This is a genomic window from Kitasatospora sp. NPDC050463, assembly GCF_040655255.1.
GTDB lineage: Bacteria > Actinomycetota > Actinomycetes > Streptomycetales > Streptomycetaceae > Kitasatospora.
Map to the genome: position 1 here is coordinate 31,006 of NZ_JBFAJO010000010.1, position 18,969 is coordinate 49,974.

An 18,969-nucleotide genomic window follows, 5' to 3' on the forward strand; every position below is an offset into this window, starting at 1 on the left:
TGCCAAAGCGGCTGGAGAGGGGGCGGCGATGGGCCTGACGCGGGTACCGGGGCTGCTGTTCGGGGGCGACTACAACCCCGAACAGTGGTCCGAGCAGGTGTGGGACCAGGACGTCCGGCTGATGGCCGAGGCGGGCGTGAACGTGGTGACCGTCGCGGTCTTCTCCTGGTCCCGGCTGGAGACCGCGCCCGGCGTCTTCGACTTCGGCTGGCTCGACCGGATCCTCGACCTGCTCCACGCGCACGGGATCGCCGTCGACCTGGCGACGGCGACGGCGACGCCACCGCCCTGGCTCGTCCGGCAGCACCCCGACGTACAGCCCGTCGACGCCGCCGGCACCCGGCTGGAGTTCGGGTCACGCCAGGGGTACTGCCCCTCCTCCCCCGCGTTCCGCCAGGGCACCGTCCGGCTGGCCCGCGCGATGGCCGAGCGCTACCGGGACCACCCCGCGCTGGTCATGTGGCACATCGGCAACGAGTACGGCGACCACACGGTCGAGTGCTTCTGCGAGGAGTCGGCCCGGGACTTCCGCCGCTGGCTGGAGGCCCGGTACGGCACCCTCGACGGGCTCAACTCCGCCTGGGGGACGTCCTGCTGGGGCCAGCACTACACCGACTGGACGCAGCTCGCCCCGCCCCGCAAGGCCCCCGGCCCGGTCAACCCCGCCCAGGTCCTGGACTGGCGCCGGTTCTCCAGCGACGCGCTGCTCGCCTGCTTCGAGGCCGAGCGCGAGGTGCTCAAGGAGGTCACCCCGGACATCCCGGTGACCACCAACTTCATGAGCGTCCTGCACCACCTCGACTACTGGAAGTGGGCCGCCGCCGAGGACTTCGTCAGCGACGACGCGTACCCCGACCCCGCCGACCCGCAGGCCCCGGTGAAGGCCGCGCTCAGCTACGACCTGATGCGCTCCCTGAAGCGCCGGCCGTGGCTGCTCCTGGAGTCGGCGCCGAGCGCCGTGAGCTGGCGCGCGGTGAACGTCCCGAAGGAGCCGGGCGTCATGCGCCTGCACAGCCTCCAGGCCCTGGCCCACGGCTCGGACGGCGTCATGTTCTTCCAGTGGCGCCAGGCCAGGTACGGACCGGAGAAGTTCCACTCGGCGATGCTGCCGCACGGCGGAACGGACACCCGGCAGTGGCGCGAGACGCTCGCCCTCGGCGCGGACGTGCGACGGCTGGCCGAGGTCGCGGGGAGCACGACGCGGGCCGAGGTCGCCCTGCTGCTGGACTGGGAGAGCTGGTGGGGGCTCGAGGCGCCGGAGTCGCTGCCGTCCGACCGGCTCCGGCTGCACAGCCTCCTGCTCTCCTGGTACGCCCCGCTGCACGGCCGCGGCATCGCCGTCGATCTGGCGCCGCCCGACCGCGACCTCTCCGGCTACCAGGTGGTCATCGCCCCGAACCTCTACCTGTGCACCGCGGAGCAGGCCGCCAATCTGGCCGCCTTCCCGGGCCGGCTGGTCGTCGGCCCGTTCAGTGGGGTGGTGGACGCCGCCGACCAGGTCCACGACGGTGGGGCGCCCGGGCCGCTGCGGGAACTGCTCGGGCTGCGCGTCGAGGAGTTCTGGCCGATCCCCGACGGCCGGACCCAGGAGGTGTCGGCGGAAGCCGACCCGGCCCGGGGCGCGCCGGCCCTGAACACCGTCCGGCTGACCGCCCGGACCTGGAGCGAGTGGCTGGAGCTCGACGACGCGCACGCCCTGGCGCGCTACCGCGGCGGCCCGCTGGACGGCCGGCCGGCCGTCACCCGACGCGGAACCGTCACCTATCTCGGCTGCCTGCTCGACGACCTGACGCCGGTGCTCGACGAGGTGCTCGACACGGCCGGCGTCACCGGCGTCACCGGCGCGGAGCTGCCGCCCGGCGTCGAGGCCTGCCGGCGCGGCGACCACCTCTTCCTGCTCAACCACGGGGCCGCAGCGGCCACCGTTCCCCTGCCCGCCTCCGGGACCGACCTGCTGACCGGTCGCCCCCTGCACGGATCGGTGGTCATCGCGCCGCGCGACGCCGTGGTCCTGAAGTACTGAGGAGTACCCGTGACCCATCCCTACATCCCCAACGCGGGGCCCGACACCCGGGCGGCGATGCTCGCCGAGATCGGTGCGTCGGACGTCGCCGAGTTCTACGCGGACATCCCCGCCGACCTCCGGCCGGCCCGTCCGCTCGACCTGCCCGCCCCCTTCACCGACGAACAGGGCCTCGTCCGGCACCTGCGCGGCCTGCTGGCCCGCAACACCGACACCACCGAGGCGCTGAGCTTCCTCGGCCACGGCTGCTACCCGCACCACGTCCCGGCGGTGTGCGACGAGGTCAACGGCCGCGGCGAGTTCCTGACCGCCTACGCGGGCGAGCCGTACGAGGACCACGGCCGCTTCCAGGCGCTCTTCGAATACGTCTCGATGATGGCCGAGCTCCTGGAGATGGACGTCGTCAACGTGCCCACCTACGACGGCTTCCAGGCCGCGGGGACGGCCCTGCGGATGGCCGCGCGCCGTACCGGCCGCAGCCGGGTGCTGCTCGGCAGCGCGATCGCCGCCGACAAGCTCGGCAAGATCCGCGACTACCTCACCCCGGACGTCGAGGTCGTGCTCGCCCCGGCCGGGGCACCGGAGCTCCCGCTGGACGACACCTTCGCCGCCCTCTACCTGGAGACGCCCGACGTGCACGGCGTCATCGAGACGCGCGGACGCGAACTGGCCGACCTGGCCCACGGCGTCGGCGCCCTGCTGGTGGTGTCGACGGACCCGATCTCGCTCGGCGTGCTCGCGCCGCCCGCGTCCTACGGCGCCGACCTCGTCTGCGGGGACATCCAGTCGCTCGGCATGCACCAGCAGTACGGCGGCGGCCAGGCCGGGTTCATCGCGAGCCACGACGAGGAGCGGCTGGTCGCCGAGTTCCCGTCCCGGCTGTTCGGCATCGCCCCGACCGCCGTCGCGGGCGAGTACGGCTTCGGCGACGTCTTCTACGACCGGACGTCCTTCGCGCTGCGCGAGGAGGGCAAGGAGTGGGTCGGCACCGCGGCCGCCCTGTGGGGCATCACCGCCGGCGTCTACCTCGCGCTGATGGGCCCGCAGGGCATGCGCGAGATCGGCGAGACGATCCTCGCCCGCACCAGGTACGCCATGCGGGCCCTCGCCTCGGCGGGCGCCCTGGTCCGCGAGCAGGACGCCCTCCACTTCCGTGAGTTCGCCGTCGAGGTGCCGGACGCCGACGCCCTGCTCGCGGCGCTGCGGCTCAGGAACATCTTCGGCGGCGTGCGCCTCGGGCCCCGGGTGGTCCTGGTCTGCGTCACCGAACGGCACTCCATCGCCGACATCGACACCCTCGCGGCGGCCGTCAAGGACGCCCTCTCGGCCACCGGAGGCACCAAGTGAGTTCCCGGGAAGAATCGTTCGCCCAGCTGCCGGTCGCCGCCAAGCCGGCCCTGCGCCGCTACCACCAGGCACGCTGGGACGAGGAGATCATCTTCGAACTCTCCCGGCCCGGCCGGCGCGGCGTCGGCGTCCCGGCCCCGGACGCACCGCTGGTCGAGCTGCCCGAGGGCGTCGGCCGCGCCACCCCGCCCGCGCTGCCCGAGCTGTCGCAGAACCAGGTGGTCCGGCACTACCTACGGCTCTCGCAGGAGACCCTGGGCGCCGATCTGAACATCGATGTCGGTCAGGGCACCTGCACGATGAAGTACAGCCCGAAGGTCAACGACACCTTCGTGCGCGACCCGAGGATCGCCGAGCTGCACCCGCTGCAGCCGGAGGACTCCGTGCAGGGCGTGCTGGAGATCTACTGGCGCCTGGAGCAGATCCTCCGGGAGATCTCCGGGATGGCCCGGGTCTCGCTGCAGCCCGGCGCGGGCTCGGCGGCGATCTACGCCAACATCGCCATGATCCGCGCCTACCACGCCTCCCGGGGCGAGGGCGAACAGCGCGACCAGGTCATCACCACGATGTTCTCGCACCCCTCCAACGCGGCCTGCGCGAAGGTCGCCGGGTACGAGGTCGTCACGCTGATGCCGGACGCCGAGGGCTGCCCCGACGTCGAGGCGCTGCGCGCGGCCGTCGGACCGCGCACCGCCGCACTGATGATCACCAACCCGGAGGACACCGGGATCTTCAACCCGAGGATCCGCGAGTTCGTCGACCTGGTCCACCAGGCCGGCGGGTTGGCCTGCTACGACCAGGCCAACGCCAACGGCGTCCTCGGCATCACCCGGGCCCGGGACGCCGGCTTCGACCTGTGCCACTTCAACCTGCACAAGACCTTCTCGACGCCGCACGCCTGCGGCGGGCCGGCGGCGGGCGCGTGCGGCGTCACCGAGGCACTCGCCCCCTTCCTGCCCGGCCCGGTCGTCGACCGCGACGGCGAGTCGTACACCCTTGCCCCACCGGCCCGTTCGGTCGGCAAGATCCGGCCGTTCCTCGGGGTCACGCCCAACGTCGTGCGTGCCTACGCCTGGGTGATGGCGCTCGGCGCGGAGGGCCTGCGGGAGGTCGCGGAGACGGCCGTCCTCAACAACAACTACCTGATGCACAAGGTCCTGCGGATCCCGGGCGCCTCCGTGCCCTGGCCGGACCGGCGACGCGTGGAGCAGGTCCGCTACTCCTGGCAGGAGCTCACCGAGGAGACCGGCGTGCACTCGGAGGAGATCGGCGTTCGCGCGGCCGACTTCGGAGTGCACTACTGGACCAGCCACCACCCCTACGTGGTCCCGGAGCCCTTCACCCTGGAGCCGACCGAGTCCTACTCCCGCGAGGATCTGGACGAGTACGCCGCGATCCTCGCCCAGGTCGCCGCCGAGGCCCGGGAGGACCCGGCGTTCGTCAAGAACGCCCCGTACCGGCAGAGCGTCCACCGGATCGACCCGACCTCCCTGGATGACCCGGCCCAGTGGTCCCCCACCTGGCGCGCCTACTGCCGGAAGCACCGTCGGTGATCGTCGGCCTGATCGTGAACCCCGTGGCGGGCCTCGGCGGTCCCGTCGCCCTCAAGGGCAGCGACGGCCCGGACGTCCAGGCCAGGGCGCTCGCCCTGGGCTCGGAGCCACGGGCCGCCGCCCGCGCGGCCGCCGCTCTCACGGCACTGCGCAGCCGGCGCCCCGACGTCCGGCTGCGCACCGCCGCCGGGCCGATGGGCGCGGACAGCGCCGTCGCGGCCGGCGTTCCCCACGAGGTCGTCTACCGCCCCCGGCCCCGGGCGGGCGGCTCCGACGCGGCGGACACCCGGGCGGCCGTGCGGGCGCTCGCCGGGGTGGACCTGCTGCTGTTCGCCGGCGGTGACGGCACGGCCCGCGACGTCCTGGACGCCCGTCCGTCCGGCGCGGTGCTCGGGATCCCGGCCGGGGTGAAGGTCTACTCCGGGTGCTTCGCGGTCAGCCCCTTCGCCTCCGCGACGACCGCCGCCGGGTTCGACGGGGCGACGCTCGACGCGGAGGTCGTCGACCTGGACGAGGAGGCCCACCGCGCGGGCGGCCGGGTCGGTGTCCGGCTGTACGGGACCCTCCGGGTGCCCGCGGCGCGGGCCCGGCTCAGCGGGCGCAAGACCGGTTCGTCGGTGGAGCCGCCGGGATCGGCGGAGTCGATCGCGCGGGCGGTGGTGGCGTCCATGCGGCCCGGCGCGGCCTACGCGCTCGGGCCCGGGGCGACCACGCTCGCGGTGGGGCGTGCGCTCGGCCTGGAGCTGACGCCGCTGGGGGTGGACGTCGTCCGGGACGGCGCCCTGCTCGCCTCCGACGTCACCGAGCACACGCTGCTCACCCTTGCCATGTCACAGGTCACGTACGGCGTGCTGTCCGTCATCGGCGGGCAGGGCTTCGTGATCGGCCGGGGCAACCAGCAGTTCAGCCCGCGCGTGCTGGACCGGCTCGCCGGGATCGTCGTGCTCGCCACCCCCCAGAAACTCGCCGCGCTCGGCGGCCGGCCCCTGCTGGTGGACAGCGGGGACACCGAGGCCGACGCCGCGTTCGACGGACACGTCCGGGTCGTCACCGGGCACCGCGCCTGCGTGATGTACCGCATCCAGTCAGCCAGTGAGGATCTTCCATGAACGTCCTGCAGAACAAGGTCGCCATCGTCACCGGCGGTGCCTCGGGCATCGGCCGGGCCACCGCGCGGCGGTTCGCCGCCGAGGGCGCGGCCGTGGTCGTCGCCGACCTGGCGGACGCCACCGACCTCGTCCGCGAGATCGAGGCCGGCGGCGGCCGGGCCACGGCCCTGCGGGCCGACGTCTCCGCCGAGACCGACTGCGAGCGGATCGTGAACACCGCCGTGCAGACCTTCGGCGGGCTGCACGTCCTGTTCAACAACGCCGGGATCATCCGCCGCCAGACCGCTCTGGAGATCTCCGCCGACGACTGGGACCACGTGATGGCCGTCAACGTCAGGTCGGTCTACCTGATGTGCCGCTTCGCCATCCCCGCGATGACGGAGGGCGGCTCCATCGTCAACACCGGCTCCGGCTGGGGGCTGAAGGGCGGCGGCAACGCGCTGTCCTACTGCGCCTCCAAGGCCGCGGTCGTCAACATGACCCGCGCACTGGCCATCGACCACGCCGCCGCCGGCATCCGCGTCAACTCGGTCAACCCCGGCGACACCATGACGCCGATGCTCCGCGACGAGGCACGCCAACTCCAGGCGGACTGGGCGGCCTTCGAGAAGGACGCCGCCGACCGGCCGATGGGCCGCGCGGGCTCGCCCGAGGAGATCGCCGCCGCGGTGCTGTTCCTGGCCGGCGACGCGAGCAGCTACGTCACCGGCTCGGCCCTCGTCGTCGACGGCGGCGGCCTCGCCTGAGCTCGCCCCACCTCACCCCCACCCCCATGAACTCTCCCGGAGGCACCCGATGTCCGCTGTGAAGAGCAGAGCAATCCTGGTCGCCGTGGCGATCGCGCTGTCCGCGTCCGCGTGCAGCGGCACCAACGGCGCCGGCGCGGCCGGCGGCGCCAAGGACGGCAAGGTCACCCTGCGCTGGTCCACCTGGGGCTCGGCCGAGGACATGGAGGTCTTCAAGGCCTTCACCGAGGACTTCACCAGGAAGCACCCGAACATCACGCTGAAGCTCGAACCCGTCGCCTCCTACGAGGACTACCACCCCAAACTGCTCACCCAGCTCACCTCGGGGACCGCCCCCGACGTCTTCTACGTCGGCGACGACTACATCGGCAAGCTCGTCGCCGACGGCGTGCTCTCCCCGCTCGACGAGCAGCTCGCCGGGCCGACCAGCAGGAGCAGGCCCGCGGACTTCTTCGAAGGAATCTACGGCGGCGCGAAGAAGGACGGCGTCACCTTCGGCGTCCCCAACGACACCAACCCCGAGGTCCTCTGGTACGACAAGAAGGCCCTGGCCGCCGCCGGGATCACCGAGGACCCGGCCGCGCTGAACGAGGCCGGCCGGTGGACCATGGCCACCTACCTGGAGATGAACGCCAAGCTCAAGGCCGCGGACAAGTACGGCTCCGTCTTCTGGAACTGGTACGGCGCCAACTACAGCCTGGTCAACGGCTTCGGCGGCAAGGTCTGGGACGGCGGCAGGTTCGTCGCGCCGTCCGACCCGAAGGCCCGGCAGGCCCTCAGGACCCTCTTCGACGGCTACCGGGACAAGACCTTCGCCTCCGCCGACCTGCTGCCCGAGGGCAACAGCGCGGCCACCCAGTTCGTGAAGCACAAGGCCGGCTTCTACGCCGGCGGCCGCTGGGTCATCGAGAGCATCGACAAGGGCGGCGACCGCCAGAACTACGACATCGTGCCGTTCCCGTCGGAGTCCGGGCAGCCGATCCCCGGCGCGGTCGCGGCCTCCTACCTGACCATCAACAAGGACACCGGGCACAGGGCGGAGGCCTTCACCTTCCTGAGCGAGTTCGTCAGCAAGGAGGGCCAGCAGCTTCGGCTCAAGGGCGGCAGCGCCGTGCCGTCGATCAAGGGCGCCGAGAGCCTGGTGACCGGCGACCACTACCCGGCGCACGCCCAGACCTTCCTCGACGTCCGCGACAAGGGCTTCGCCAACTACCCCGACGAGGTGGCCGTCCCCGGGCTGACCAAGGCCATCAACGACCACCTCATGAAGATCTGGGAAGGCAAGCTCGGGTTCGACGAGGGCATGACCCAGCTCCAGAAGCTGGTCGACGACCTGAAGGGCCAGAAGGGTTGAGCGCCATCAGCCAGGCCCCGGCACGCCGGTGGGCCCGCCCCGCCCGGACCGGCCGCGAGCCGCTCTGGCGACGGCGGGAGCGCTGGTGGGCCGTGGTCTTCCTGGCTCCCCAACTGCTCGGCCTGCTGGCCTTCCTGGTCGGCCCGCTCGGCTTCGCGATCGTGCTGTCCTTCATTCGCTGGGACGGGCTCGGCGACGCGACCTGGGTCGGGCTGGACAACTTCAAGGCCCAGCTCACCGACCCGTTCTTCGGCCGCGCGGTGTGGAACACCCTCAAGATCGGCCTGATCACCGTGCCGGGCGGGCTCGTTCTGGCCCTGCTGCTGGCGCTCGCCCTGCACGGCGTTCGGGGCCGGACCGCCTACCGGGTGGTCTACTTCCTGCCGGTGGTGACCAGCTCGGTCGCGGTGTCGGTGATCTGGCAGATGATCCTCGGCGGCGGCACCGACGGCATCCTGAACGGCACGGTCCAGGACCTCTTCGGCGTCACGCTGCCGAACTGGCCCGCGGATCCGGACTGGGTGGTCCCCGCCATCGCGGTCGTGACGATCTGGTCGTCGCTCGGACTGAACGTGGTGATCTTCCTCGCCGGACTCGCCACGATCCCGCCGAGCCTGCTGGAGGCCGCGCGCATCGACGGCGCCGGGCCGTGGCAGACGCTGCGCTCCGTCATCCTGCCGATGCTCTCGCCGACCGTCTTCTTCACCCTGGTGGTGTCGGTGATCAGCTCGTTCCAGGCCTTCGACCTGATCTACGTGCTGGTCAATCCCGACCACAACGAGGGCGCCCAGACCATCGTCTACAAGGTCTACCAACAGGGCTTCCGCGAGTTCCAGTTCGGCCTGTCGAGCGCCGCCGCGCTGATCCTCCTGCTGCTGACGCTCGTCGTCACGGCGGTCCAGTTCAAGGCGCAGAAGCGCTTCGTCCACTACGAGTCGTGAGGCCGGCATGACCAAACGGAAGCAGCTCCTCCTGCACGCCTTCCTCGCCCTCGGCGGCCTGCTCATGCTCTTTCCGTTCATCTGGATGATCCTGACCTCCTTCAAGGGCGTCAACCAGATGATCAACGAGCCGCTGGCCTGGCTGCCCGGGCCGTGGCGCGCGCGGAACTACCCGGACGTCCTCCACCAGGTGCCGATCGGACGGGCCTACTGGAACAGCATGTACATCGCGGCGATCACCGTCGCGGCCACCCTGTTCACCGGCGCCATGGCGGCCTACGCCTTCGCCCGGATACCGTTCCGCGGTTCGGGGCCGGTGTTCGGCCTCTTCCTGGCGACCCAGATGGTCCCGGCGCAGGTCACGATCGTGCCGCTCTACATCATGCTGGCCAGGCTCCACCTCATCGACTCGCACCTGGCGCTGATCCTGCCGGCCGTCGCCAACCCGTTCGCGGTGTTCCTGCTGCGCCAGTTCATCCGGGCCGTCCCGGTCGAACTGGAGGACGCGGCGCGAATCGACGGAGCGAGCCGCTGGACCATCTTCTGGCGAATCATCCTGCCCAACATCCGGCCGGGCCTGTGGACGCTCGGCATCATCGTCTTCCTCGCGAGCTGGAACAGCTACTTCTTCCCCCTGGTCTTCCTGAACACCCCGGACCTCTTCACCATCCCCCTGCTGCTCGACTCCTTCAACGCCCAGCGCGGCGGCATCGACTACGGGCTGACCGCCGCCCTGTCCGCGATGACGGTGGTACCGATGCTGATCGCCTTCCTCGTCGGGCAGCGCAAGATCCTCAACAGCATGGCCTCCTCGGGCCTGGGAGGGCGCTGATGTTCACCCTGGACCTCGTCGAGCGGCCGTTCACCGAGCGCGGCTCGCGCCTGCTGGTGACGGCCCACCCGGACGGACTCCGGGTGGCCCGGGCCGAGTACGAGACACCACTCGCGGAGACCGTGGAACTGAGCGGGCTGGTCGTGCGCGACCGCGGCGGACGCGCGCTGCCCGTCGTCTCGGCCACGCCCACCGAAGTGGCCTTCGCCGGCGGGGTGTCACTGCTGTTCGCCGACGCCTCGACCCTGGTGATCGCCGGCCACCGCGCACAGGCCTTCTGGCGCCGGCCCGACGGCGCGGAGCAGGCCCTCGCGCTCACCGGCTGCCACGTGCTGGCCGGCCCGGCGGGGACCTGGTCGGAGACGGCGGTGCGCGCCGCGGCCGAGGCCCGCTGGGACGCCTGGTTCGCCCGCCTGCCACCGGTGCGGGCGGACCTCGCCGAGCGGGCCCGGATGGCCTGGTGGACGCTGGCCGTCAACCTGCTGCCGATCGGCGGCCGCGAGGGGCTCGTCCCCTCCAAGTACGGCTACGTCGGCGTCTGGAACTGGGACGCGCTCTTCCACGCCGTGGCCCTGCGGCACGCCTCACCCGAGCTCGCCCGCGACCAGATCCGGCTGCTCCTCGACCACCAGCTCCCCGACGGCCGGCTCCCCGACGTCGTCCACGACCACGGCGTGCTCGCCGAGACCACCGACCTCCCCCGCGCGGACCACGCCCGGCTGAGCGAACACGTCGGCCGGGCGACCGGCACCGCGCCCTCCCCCGACCCGGTGCCGGTCACCAAACCGCCGCTGACCGCCTGGGCCGTCTGGAAGATCCACCAGAGCGCCCCGGACCTCCCGTTCCTCGCCTCGGTCTACCCCGCGCTGGTCCGCGCGCACGACTGGTGGTTCGCCGCCTCCGACCCGGACGGCGACGGCCTCCCCGCCTATCTGCACCCCTACTCGTCCGGCCTGGACGACAGCCCCGTCTGGGACTACGGCCCCCGGGCCGAACCCCCCGACCTCAACTCCTACCTGATCCACCAGGCCGACCGCCTGGCCGACATCGCGGACGCCCTGGACCTGCCGGCGGACGCCGCCCGATGGCGCTCGCGCGCCGCCGCCCATGCCGAACTGCTGGTCGCCCGACGCTGGGACGGCACCCGCTTCGTCACCCTGGCGGACGACGCGCCGGTGCCCGTCCGGACGGTGCTGGAGCTGATGCCGCTGTTCACCGGACGCCTGCCCGCCGAGGTGGCCGCCGCCCTGGAGAGGACCCTTCGCTCCAGCTCCTTCTGGGGCGAACACCCCGTCCCCACCGTCGCGTTCGACGACCCCGCCTTCGACCCGGACGCGATGTGGCGCGGCCCCGTCTGGCTCAACATCAACTACCTGCTCGTCGAGGGTCTGCGCCGCTCCGGCTTCGCCGACACCGCGGACGAGCTCCACCGCCGCTCCCTGGCCATGGTGCGCGACGCCGACGGCCTCTACGAGTACTGGAACCCGCTGACCGGCGCCCGCGCACCCCGGGCGACCTCCGGCTTCGGCTGGTCCGCCGCCCTGTTCGTCGACCTCGCGACCGACCCGTCCGTCCGGCCCGGCCCCACGACTCCCCCCGGGGGCGGGTGACCGGTGACCGGGGGCGGCGTTTCGCGACCGGCTCACGGCGCCGCGCCCGCCGGCACGGCGGGCGCACCGTCGGGCTGTCGAAGGCGACCAGGGCATGGACCGGGTGACCTCCCTTCCCGCACGGCTGCCATGCTGGGCCCATGGCGGAACTGAACGGCGTCCCGGTGCGCGTGGACGAGCTCCAGACCCTGGCCCTCACCAACTTCGGCCACTTCACCACGATGCGGGTCGAGGCCGGCCGGGTCCGTGGGCTCGCACTGCACCTGGCCCGGCTGGTCCGCGACTGCCGGGCGGTCTTCGACGCCGACCTCGACCCCGAGCGGGTACGGGCGTACGCACGGCGGGCCGCGCCCGCCGACGCGGTCACCATGATCCGCGTGACGGTGTTCGACCCGGCGCTGGACATCGGGCACCTCGGGGCGGCCGCCGAACCCCGGGTACTGGTGACCACCCGCCCCGCGGGCGGACTCGCCCTCCTCCCGCTGCGGGTCCGTTCCGTCCCGTACGTCCGTGACCTGCCCGCGGTCAAGAGCGTCGGCCTCTTCGGCGCACTGCACCACCGCCGCGAGGCCCAGCGGGCCGGCTTCGACGACGCGCTCTTCGTCGACCGGCAGCAGCGCGTCTCCGAGGGCGGCACCTGGAACATCGGGTTCGTCCGCGGCTCCCAGGTGGTCTGGGCCGACGCCGACCACCTGCCCGGCACGACGATGGAGCTGCTGCGCCGGGCGCGGCCGCACCGCACGGAGGCGGTGCCGCCGACCGACCTCGACGGTTTCGACGCGGCCTTCGCCACCAACGCCGCGATCGGCGTCCGGCCGATCGCGGCCGTCGACAAGGTCGCATTCCCGGACGATCACCCGATGATCGCCGCCCTGCGTGACGACTACCGCGACCTGCCGGGCGATCCACTCTGACCGGAAGCCGGCCCGGATGCCCCACGCCCCGCCTCACGCCCCCGGGGCCGCCGCTCCGCCGCCGCGACGGGCGCATCCGCCCGCCCGGGCCGATAGTGAGGTGAAGGACCAATCCGACCTGGGGACTCCGATGGATCGCTACCCGCCCATCGCCGAGCACGGCCTGATCGGCGACCTGCAGACCTCCGCACTGGTGACCTCGCGGGGCGTCGTGGACTGGTTCGCCGCCCCGCGCTTCGACTCCCCGAGCATCTTCGCCGCGCTGCTCGACCACGACCACGGCGGCTACTTCCGGCTCGCGCCGGACAGCGCCGGCGTGGCCTGCAAGCAGTTGTACTACCCGGACACCGCTCTCCTGGTCACCCGGTACATGTCCCCCGACGGGGTGGGCGAGGTGATCGACTGGATGCCGCCGCACACCGGCCGCACCCCGACCGACCGGCACACCATCGTGCGGACCGCGCGCACCGTGCGCGGCACCGTCCGCTTCGAGATGGAGTGCCGCCCGCGGTTCGACTATGCCCGGGCTGACCACGTCCTCGACCTGCAGCCCGACCTCGCCGTCTTCCGGGCCCCGGGCGTCTGCGCCTACGTCCGGAGCACCTTCCCGGTGGAGCGGGACGGCGACGACCTGCGGGGCTCCGTCACGCTGAACGTCGGGGAGGTGGCGGCCGTCGTCCTCACCGCCTGCGACCCCGACGGCGAGCCGCCACCGCGGCCCACCGTCGACGGGATCACCGCGGAACTCTGGGACGCCGCCGACTTCTGGCAGAACTGGGTACGCGGTTCCAACTACCGCGGCCGCTGGCCCGACATGGTCAACCGCTCCGCCATCACCCTCAAGCTGCTGACGTACGCCCCCACCGGCGCGCCGGTGGCCGCGGCCACCATGGGCCTGCCCGAGCAGGTGGGCGGCGAGCGCAACTGGGACTACCGCTACACCTGGGTGCGCGACGGCTCGCTCTCCGTCCGCGCCCTGCTCGACCTCGGCTTCGTCGAGGAGGCCACGGCCTTCACGCACTGGCTCGGTGACCGCGTGCGCGAGGCACCCGAGCGGGCCTCGACGAATCGCGAACCGCTCCAGATCATGTACCGGGTCGACGGCGAGCCGATCCTGACCGAGGAGATCCTCGGCCACCTGGAGGGGTACCGCGGCTCCGCACCGGTGCGGCTGGGCAACGCGGCCGCCGACCAGCTCCAGCTCGACATCTACGGCGAGGTGATGTTACGCGCTGTCGGAGGGCCGCGAGATCGCCGTCCAGGCCGGCTACCGGGGCTGGAAGCTGCTGTCCCGGCTGCTGGACTGGCTGGCCGACTCGTGGGACCGGCCCGACGAGGGCATCTGGGAGACCCGCGGCGGCCGCCAGGACTTCACCTACAGTCGGGTGATGTGCTGGGCGGCCTTCGACCGCGGCCTGCGGCTGGCCGCCGACTTCCGCCGCCCGGCCGACACCGACCGCTGGACGAGCACCCGCGACGCCATCCTGGAGCAGGTCATGCGGCACGGCTGGAACGAGGAGGCGCAGGCCTACGTGCAGCACTACGGCGGGGACGCCGTGGACGCCTCGCTGCTGCTGATGCCCCGCGTCGGGTTCGTGGCCCCCCGGGACCCGTCCTGGCTCAGCACGCTGGACGCGATGGACCGCACCCTGGTGTCCGACAGCCTGGTCTACCGGTACGACCCGGCCGCCTCGCCCGACGGTCTGCGCGGCGCGGAGGGCACCTTCAGCCTCTGCACCTTCCTCTACGTGGACGCACTGGCCCGGGCCGGCCGGCTGCGGCCCGCCCGGTACACCTTCGAGAAGATGCACACCTACGCCAACCACGTCGGCCTGTTCGCCGAGGAGGTCGGGCCCAGCGGGGAGCAACTCGGCAACTTCCCCCAGGCGTTCACCCACCTGTCGCTCATCATGGCGGCCGGCACGCTGGACCAGGCCCTGGACCGGCAGCGCGGCTGACCCGGACCGGGAGCGACGGCCATCGGTGCGACGGCGCGCAGTCCGCAGGAGAGTCCGGACTCGGCGTCGCCACCGACCACTTCGGCATGAACGTGCACGACGACGCCGACAGTCACCTCGACGCGCTCTGCCACCTCACCGGACTCTGCCGGCTCGACGGACTCTGCCACGTCGTCGGACCGAAGCGGCTGCGGCACGAGTTCCAGGGCATCGGCGCGGATCCGCTGAACGGCCCGCGCGACCGGCTACGGCGCGGGCGCGGGACCGGCCGGGGGTGTCAGCAGGACGGCCACGTCGCCGCCGCCCGGCGTCGGGGCGCCGGCCCCGGTGACGGCGGCGAGGCGGCCGTCCGGCCGCACCAGGAACAGCACGTCGTGCCCGGCCGGGATCGCGCCGTCGACCCGGTGGGTGACGATCCGCGCGCCGGCCGCGTACCGGCGGGCCAGTTCGGGCCGGTTGAGCCCGGGTCCGAACAGCGCCTCGCCGTCCGTGTACGGGGCGACCACGCCGTGGCTGCTGGTGGGCGGCTCCAGGCGGTGGACGGGGCCCTCGACCGTCTCCTTCAGGGTCATCGCCGCGAGCGCGTTGAAGTCGTCCTCGCCGGTCAGCAGCAGGACGTCGGTGATGCCCTCCAACTCCGCCCCGGCGCCGGTGGCGGCGGCGAGCAGCTCGCCGGGGGCCAGTGCGAGACCGGCCTCCGTGATGCTCCGGCGCTCCCGGTCGAGGCCGGCCCACATGAGCACGTCGAGGCCGGCCGAGCGCAGGGCGCGGCCCAGGTCCACCACCCAGGGGTCGCCGCCGACCAGCAGCGGCCGCGACCGCGCCGGACGGCGGACCCCGAGGAACCGGGCGACCGGGAGCGCGGTCAGGCCGTAGACCATGACGGTGGCGACGATCACGACGAAGGTGGCCGGGAGGATGTCCTGGGCGCCGTCGACCCCGGCCTCGACCAGAGCGGCCGAGAAGGTGGAGGCGGTGGCCGCGGCGACGATGCCGCGCGGTGCCATCCAGCCGATGAACCAGCGCTCCGGGTAAGGGATTTCGGTACGGGCGGTGGAGAGCAACGCCACCAGGGGCCGGACCAGCAGGACGAGCACGGCGACCAGGCCGAGGGTGGGCAGGACCAGGTGCCGCAGGGAGTGCGGGGTCACGGTGGCCGAGATCGTGATGAACAGCAGGCCGATGGTCAGCGAGACCAGGGTCTCGAAGAAGGGCCGGCGGGCCGAGAGGTTCAGGCCCGGCAGGTTGGCCAGGGCCATGCCCATCACGACCGCGGCGATCAGACCGGTGTCGTCGCGGAAGGCGTCGCAGGCCGCCGCCACCGAGACCACGGTGGCGAGCTGCACCGTCGTACCGAGCACCTCGCCGAGGTCGAGCCGGCCCAGCAGCCACCGCAGCAGCGCCGCTCCGGCGGCGCCACCGGCGAGGCCGACCGCCGCGCTGCCGAGGAACCTGCCCAGTTGGGTGGCCAGGCCCTGTTGCTCGCCGGCCAGCACGCCGTGGAAGACCAGTGCCCCGAGGATGCCGCCGAGCGGGTCGATCAGGGTGCCCTCCCAGACCAGGATGCGCTGCAGGCGCTCGCTCGGGCGGACGAAGCCGAGCAGCGGCCCGACCACGGTGGGACCGCTGACCACGAGGATCGCGCCCAGCATGACGGCCGCGCCCAACGGGATGCCGATGACGGGGACGGCGAGCAGCGCCGCCGACGCCCAGGTGACCAGGGCCCCGAGCCCGATCAGCCGGACGACGACCCTGCGGGTGTGCCCCTTGAGCCGGCGCAGGTCGAGCCCGAGGCCGGCGTCGTAGAGGATCACCGCCACGGCGAGCGAGACCAGCGGGGAGAACGCCGCGCCGAGCAGCTTCTCGGGGTTGACGTCGTCGGTCAGCGCGCCCGCGGTGAACCCGGCCGGCAGCAGCAGGAGGATCGCCGGTACCCGCAGCAGGCTCGCCAGCAGCTGGGAGCCGACGGCCAGCGCCATGATCAGTCCGAGGCCCACCGTGACCTGCGTCGATGTCATCGTGCCTGCTCCTCGGGGGCCGTCCGCCCGGTCCGGTCGACCGGGCCGCCGCCCGGCGGACGGGTCATCCGGCGACGTCCTCGTCGGTGAGGGGTTCCAGCACGCCGTGCGTGTCGAGGCGGTACAGCACGACCAGTGCCGGGCCGATCAGCACGAGCGACACGCCCGCGACGATCAGCATCCACTGGAGCGGCGCGCTCGCTCCGGCGGCCTGCTGGACGGTCAGCGAGGTGGGCACCAGGTAGGGCCGCTGGGCGAGGCCCCAGGCGCCGACCAGCAGGACCACGGCGGCCACCGAGGTGTACCGGGCCCACCCGGCGGCCTGCCCGGCGACCAGCAGGACCGTGGCCGCCAGCGCGACGACGGCGACGATGACGAGGGCGAGTCCCGCGCCGTGGGTGAGTCCGTGGTGGACGTAGGAGGCGTGCGGGTCGGTCACGGTCAGCCCGATCACGCCGACGACGACCAGGCCGGCGGCGGCGATCCGGGTCCGGAGCCGGAAGTAGCCGACGAGGTCGTGGGCGCCGAAGCGGCGGGCGTCCACGGTGAGGAACACCGCGCCGAGGAAGGCGGTGACCGCGACGGCGAGCAGTCCGGCCGTGATCGACGTGGTGTTGGCCCACGCGTCGGCCGAGGCGGTGGTGCCCGGCGCGACCCGGCCGGAGGCCACGCCGCCGACGGCGGCGCCCAGGAAGAACGGCGTGAGCAGCGAGGAGACGGCGAACACGGCGCCGTAGATCCGGCGTTCGGCGAGGCGCCGGGTGGGCTTGCGCAGCGCGAACCCGGCGCCGCGCAGGACCATGCCGACGGCCGCCAGCGCGAGCGGGAGCCACAGCGCGGTGAACACGGTCTGGAAGAACGCCGGGAAGCCGGTCCACATCACCACGAGCACGAAGATCAGCCAGACGTTGTTGACCTCCCAGACCGGCGCCATGGCGTGGTCGATCAGCCGGCGCGGACGGGCGCCGCGCTCGGCGCCGCCGGCCAGCAGGTCCCAGAACCCGGCGCCGTAGTCCACGCCACCGCCGCCGGCGTAGGCGGCGATCGCGAGCAGCAGGATCCAGGCGACGACGGTCGCGGTCACAGCTCGCTCCCGGGTGCTCGACGGGTGCCCGGCGCACCGGCGGCCGGCGGCGGGCCGTACGGCGTGTCGGCCTCCGGATCCTCCGCGGGCGTCGGCGCCGCGTCGGAGTCGGCGAGGCGCCAGCGGGTGCGCATCTTCAGCAGCACGGCGAGGAAGGCCCCGAAGACGAGCACGTAGACCGTGACGACGATGCCGAACATGGTCCACAGCGAGGCGGCGCCGGTGGGGGTGACCGCCTCGGAGACCCGCATGTTCCCGTAGACGATCCAGGGCTGCCGGCCGACCTCGGTGGTGATCCAGCCGCACTCCACCGTCACCACGCTGGCGACGCCGGCGAGGGCCGCGCAGCGGAAGAACCAGCGCGATGTCGGCAGGTCACGGCGGCGCCACCAGCACCAGGCGTACCAGAGGACGAGCAGGATCAGGACGCTGCCGACGGTCGCCATGATGTCGAAGGCCCAGTGCGCGATGGTCGCCTGGAGCGCGGTGGGGCGGTCGTCGGCCGGTACCGAGCTGAGCCCGGTGACCTGGGTGTCGGGGCTCAATCCGGCCAGGACGGAGTCGAGTTGGGGGATCCTGAGGCCGCCCTTGACGCTGCCGTCCTCCTGGAGGCGGCCGAACAGGTACTCGGGTACGTGGGTGTCGGTGTCCCAGACCAGCTCGGCCGCGGCGAACTTGATCGGCTGCTTGTGGTAGATCTGCCGCGCGATGTTGTCGCCGAGTACGAACTGGACGGGGGTGAGGATCGCCGCGACGGTGAACGGCACGGTGAAGCCGAGGCGGTGGTAGCGGTCGCGGCGGCCGCGCAGCCAGCCGACCGCGTAGACGCCGGCCACCACGTAGCCCGCCGTCAGGAACATCGCGACGGCGAAGTGCCAGTACTGCGGGCCGAACATCGGAGTGAAGATCGCCTGCTGGACGCTGACGTTCACGGGCTTCCCGCTCGCGTCGAGGGTGAACCCCTGCGGGGTGTTCATCCACGAGTTCGCGGCGATGATGCCGAACGCTCCCATCAGCGCCGCGAGCGGCAGCGGGACACCGAGCCAGAAGTGCGTCCACGGCTTCAGCCGGCGCCAGCCGTACAGGTAGATCGCGATCAGGATCGCCTCCAGGAAGAAGGCCCAGGCCTCCACGCCGAAGCCGAGTCCGAAGACGTCCCCCCAGCGGCCCATCATGCCGGGCCAGAGCAGCCCGAACTCGAAGGACAGCACCGTGCCGGTGACGATCCCGACCGCGAACTGGACGGCCATCACCGCGGACCACCGGCGGGCCAGCAGGAGCGCGACCGGGTCGGCGCGGCGCAGGCCCCGGTAGTGCATCAGCAGGGTGATCAGGGGCAGCGCCACGCCCAGCGGCACCAGGGTGATGTGGGAGGCCAGGGTGAACGCCATCAGCTCCCGGGCCGGGAGCAGCTGCGCGGGGGCGTTCGCCAGGAGGTGTGCGGCGGTGGTCATACCGGCCTGCGCGGCCGGCGCTCGGC

General features: G+C 72.8%; 13 protein-coding genes and 1 pseudogene. 11 read left to right on the forward strand and 3 right to left on the reverse strand.

What is annotated here, in order from left to right; translation table 11 throughout:
* Positions 1 to 28: 28 nt before the first annotated feature.
* From AB0J08_RS08750 to AB0J08_RS08800, 11 genes and pseudogenes are all read left to right on the forward strand, one after another.
* A complete protein-coding gene (locus tag AB0J08_RS08750; RefSeq protein ID WP_360629117.1) occupies positions 29 to 2,023 on the forward strand; it encodes a beta-galactosidase in 1,995 nt (664 codons plus the stop codon).
* 9 nt (positions 2,024 to 2,032) lie between these two features.
* Positions 2,033 to 3,370: an aminomethyl-transferring glycine dehydrogenase subunit GcvPA gene (gcvPA, locus tag AB0J08_RS08755; protein ID WP_360629120.1), complete on the forward strand. Its 1,338-nt coding sequence runs from the start codon at positions 2,033 to 2,035 to the stop codon at positions 3,368 to 3,370.
* Complete coding sequence (gene gcvPB, locus AB0J08_RS08760) at positions 3,367 to 4,923, forward strand: aminomethyl-transferring glycine dehydrogenase subunit GcvPB (RefSeq protein ID WP_360629123.1); 1,557 nt, start codon at positions 3,367 to 3,369, stop codon at positions 4,921 to 4,923. The genes gcvPA and gcvPB overlap by 4 nt, the downstream gene beginning before the upstream one ends.
* The gene (locus tag AB0J08_RS08765; RefSeq protein WP_360629126.1) at positions 4,920 to 6,032 is read left to right on the forward strand and encodes an ATP-NAD kinase family protein; all 1,113 of its coding nucleotides are present in this window, start codon (positions 4,920 to 4,922) and stop codon (positions 6,030 to 6,032) included. The genes gcvPB and AB0J08_RS08765 overlap by 4 nt, the downstream gene beginning before the upstream one ends.
* Positions 6,029 to 6,778, forward strand: coding sequence for an SDR family NAD(P)-dependent oxidoreductase (locus AB0J08_RS08770; RefSeq protein ID WP_360629128.1), 750 nt, complete (start codon positions 6,029 to 6,031; stop codon positions 6,776 to 6,778). The genes AB0J08_RS08765 and AB0J08_RS08770 overlap by 4 nt, the downstream gene beginning before the upstream one ends.
* A gap of 58 nt (positions 6,779 to 6,836) precedes the next feature.
* Positions 6,837 to 8,132 (forward strand): sugar ABC transporter substrate-binding protein, encoded by a 1,296-nt coding sequence (locus AB0J08_RS08775; protein WP_360629131.1) that lies wholly within the window; start codon positions 6,837 to 6,839, stop codon positions 8,130 to 8,132.
* Positions 8,129 to 9,073, forward strand: coding sequence for a sugar ABC transporter permease (locus AB0J08_RS08780; protein ID WP_360629134.1), 945 nt, complete (start codon positions 8,129 to 8,131; stop codon positions 9,071 to 9,073). The genes AB0J08_RS08775 and AB0J08_RS08780 overlap by 4 nt, the downstream gene beginning before the upstream one ends.
* A gap of 7 nt (positions 9,074 to 9,080) precedes the next feature.
* Entirely contained in the window at positions 9,081 to 9,905 is an 825-nt protein-coding gene (locus tag AB0J08_RS08785; RefSeq protein WP_360629137.1) for a carbohydrate ABC transporter permease, read from the forward strand.
* Positions 9,905 to 11,515 (forward strand): trehalase family glycosidase, encoded by a 1,611-nt coding sequence (locus AB0J08_RS08790; protein WP_360629140.1) that lies wholly within the window; start codon positions 9,905 to 9,907, stop codon positions 11,513 to 11,515. The genes AB0J08_RS08785 and AB0J08_RS08790 overlap by 1 nt, the downstream gene beginning before the upstream one ends.
* 140 nt (positions 11,516 to 11,655) lie before the next feature.
* On the forward strand, positions 11,656 to 12,429 hold the full coding sequence (locus AB0J08_RS08795; protein ID WP_360629143.1) for an aminotransferase class IV: 774 nt from the start codon (positions 11,656 to 11,658) through the stop codon (positions 12,427 to 12,429).
* A 130-nt stretch (positions 12,430 to 12,559) separates the two neighbouring features.
* Positions 12,560 to 14,387 (forward strand): annotated as a pseudogene (locus tag AB0J08_RS08800) (glycoside hydrolase family 15 protein).
* 245 nt (positions 14,388 to 14,632) lie between these two features.
* Here AB0J08_RS08800 and AB0J08_RS08805 read toward each other — a convergent pair.
* From AB0J08_RS08805 to AB0J08_RS08815, 3 genes are all read right to left on the reverse strand, one after another.
* On the reverse strand, positions 14,633 to 16,405 hold the full coding sequence (locus AB0J08_RS08805) for a cation:proton antiporter (RefSeq protein ID WP_360629147.1): 1,773 nt from the start codon (positions 16,403 to 16,405) through the stop codon (positions 14,633 to 14,635).
* A gap of 64 nt (positions 16,406 to 16,469) precedes the next feature.
* Positions 16,470 to 17,489, reverse strand: a complete 1,020-nt coding sequence (locus AB0J08_RS08810) for a cytochrome d ubiquinol oxidase subunit II (RefSeq protein WP_360629150.1) — start codon at positions 17,487 to 17,489, stop codon at positions 16,470 to 16,472.
* Positions 17,486 to 18,943 carry a cytochrome ubiquinol oxidase subunit I gene (locus tag AB0J08_RS08815; protein ID WP_360629153.1) on the reverse strand — a complete coding sequence of 486 codons (1,458 nt, stop codon included), beginning with the start codon at positions 18,941 to 18,943 and terminating at the stop codon, positions 17,486 to 17,488. Before AB0J08_RS08815 ends, AB0J08_RS08810 begins: the two co-directional genes overlap by 4 nt.
* Positions 18,944 to 18,969 lie beyond the last annotated feature (26 nt).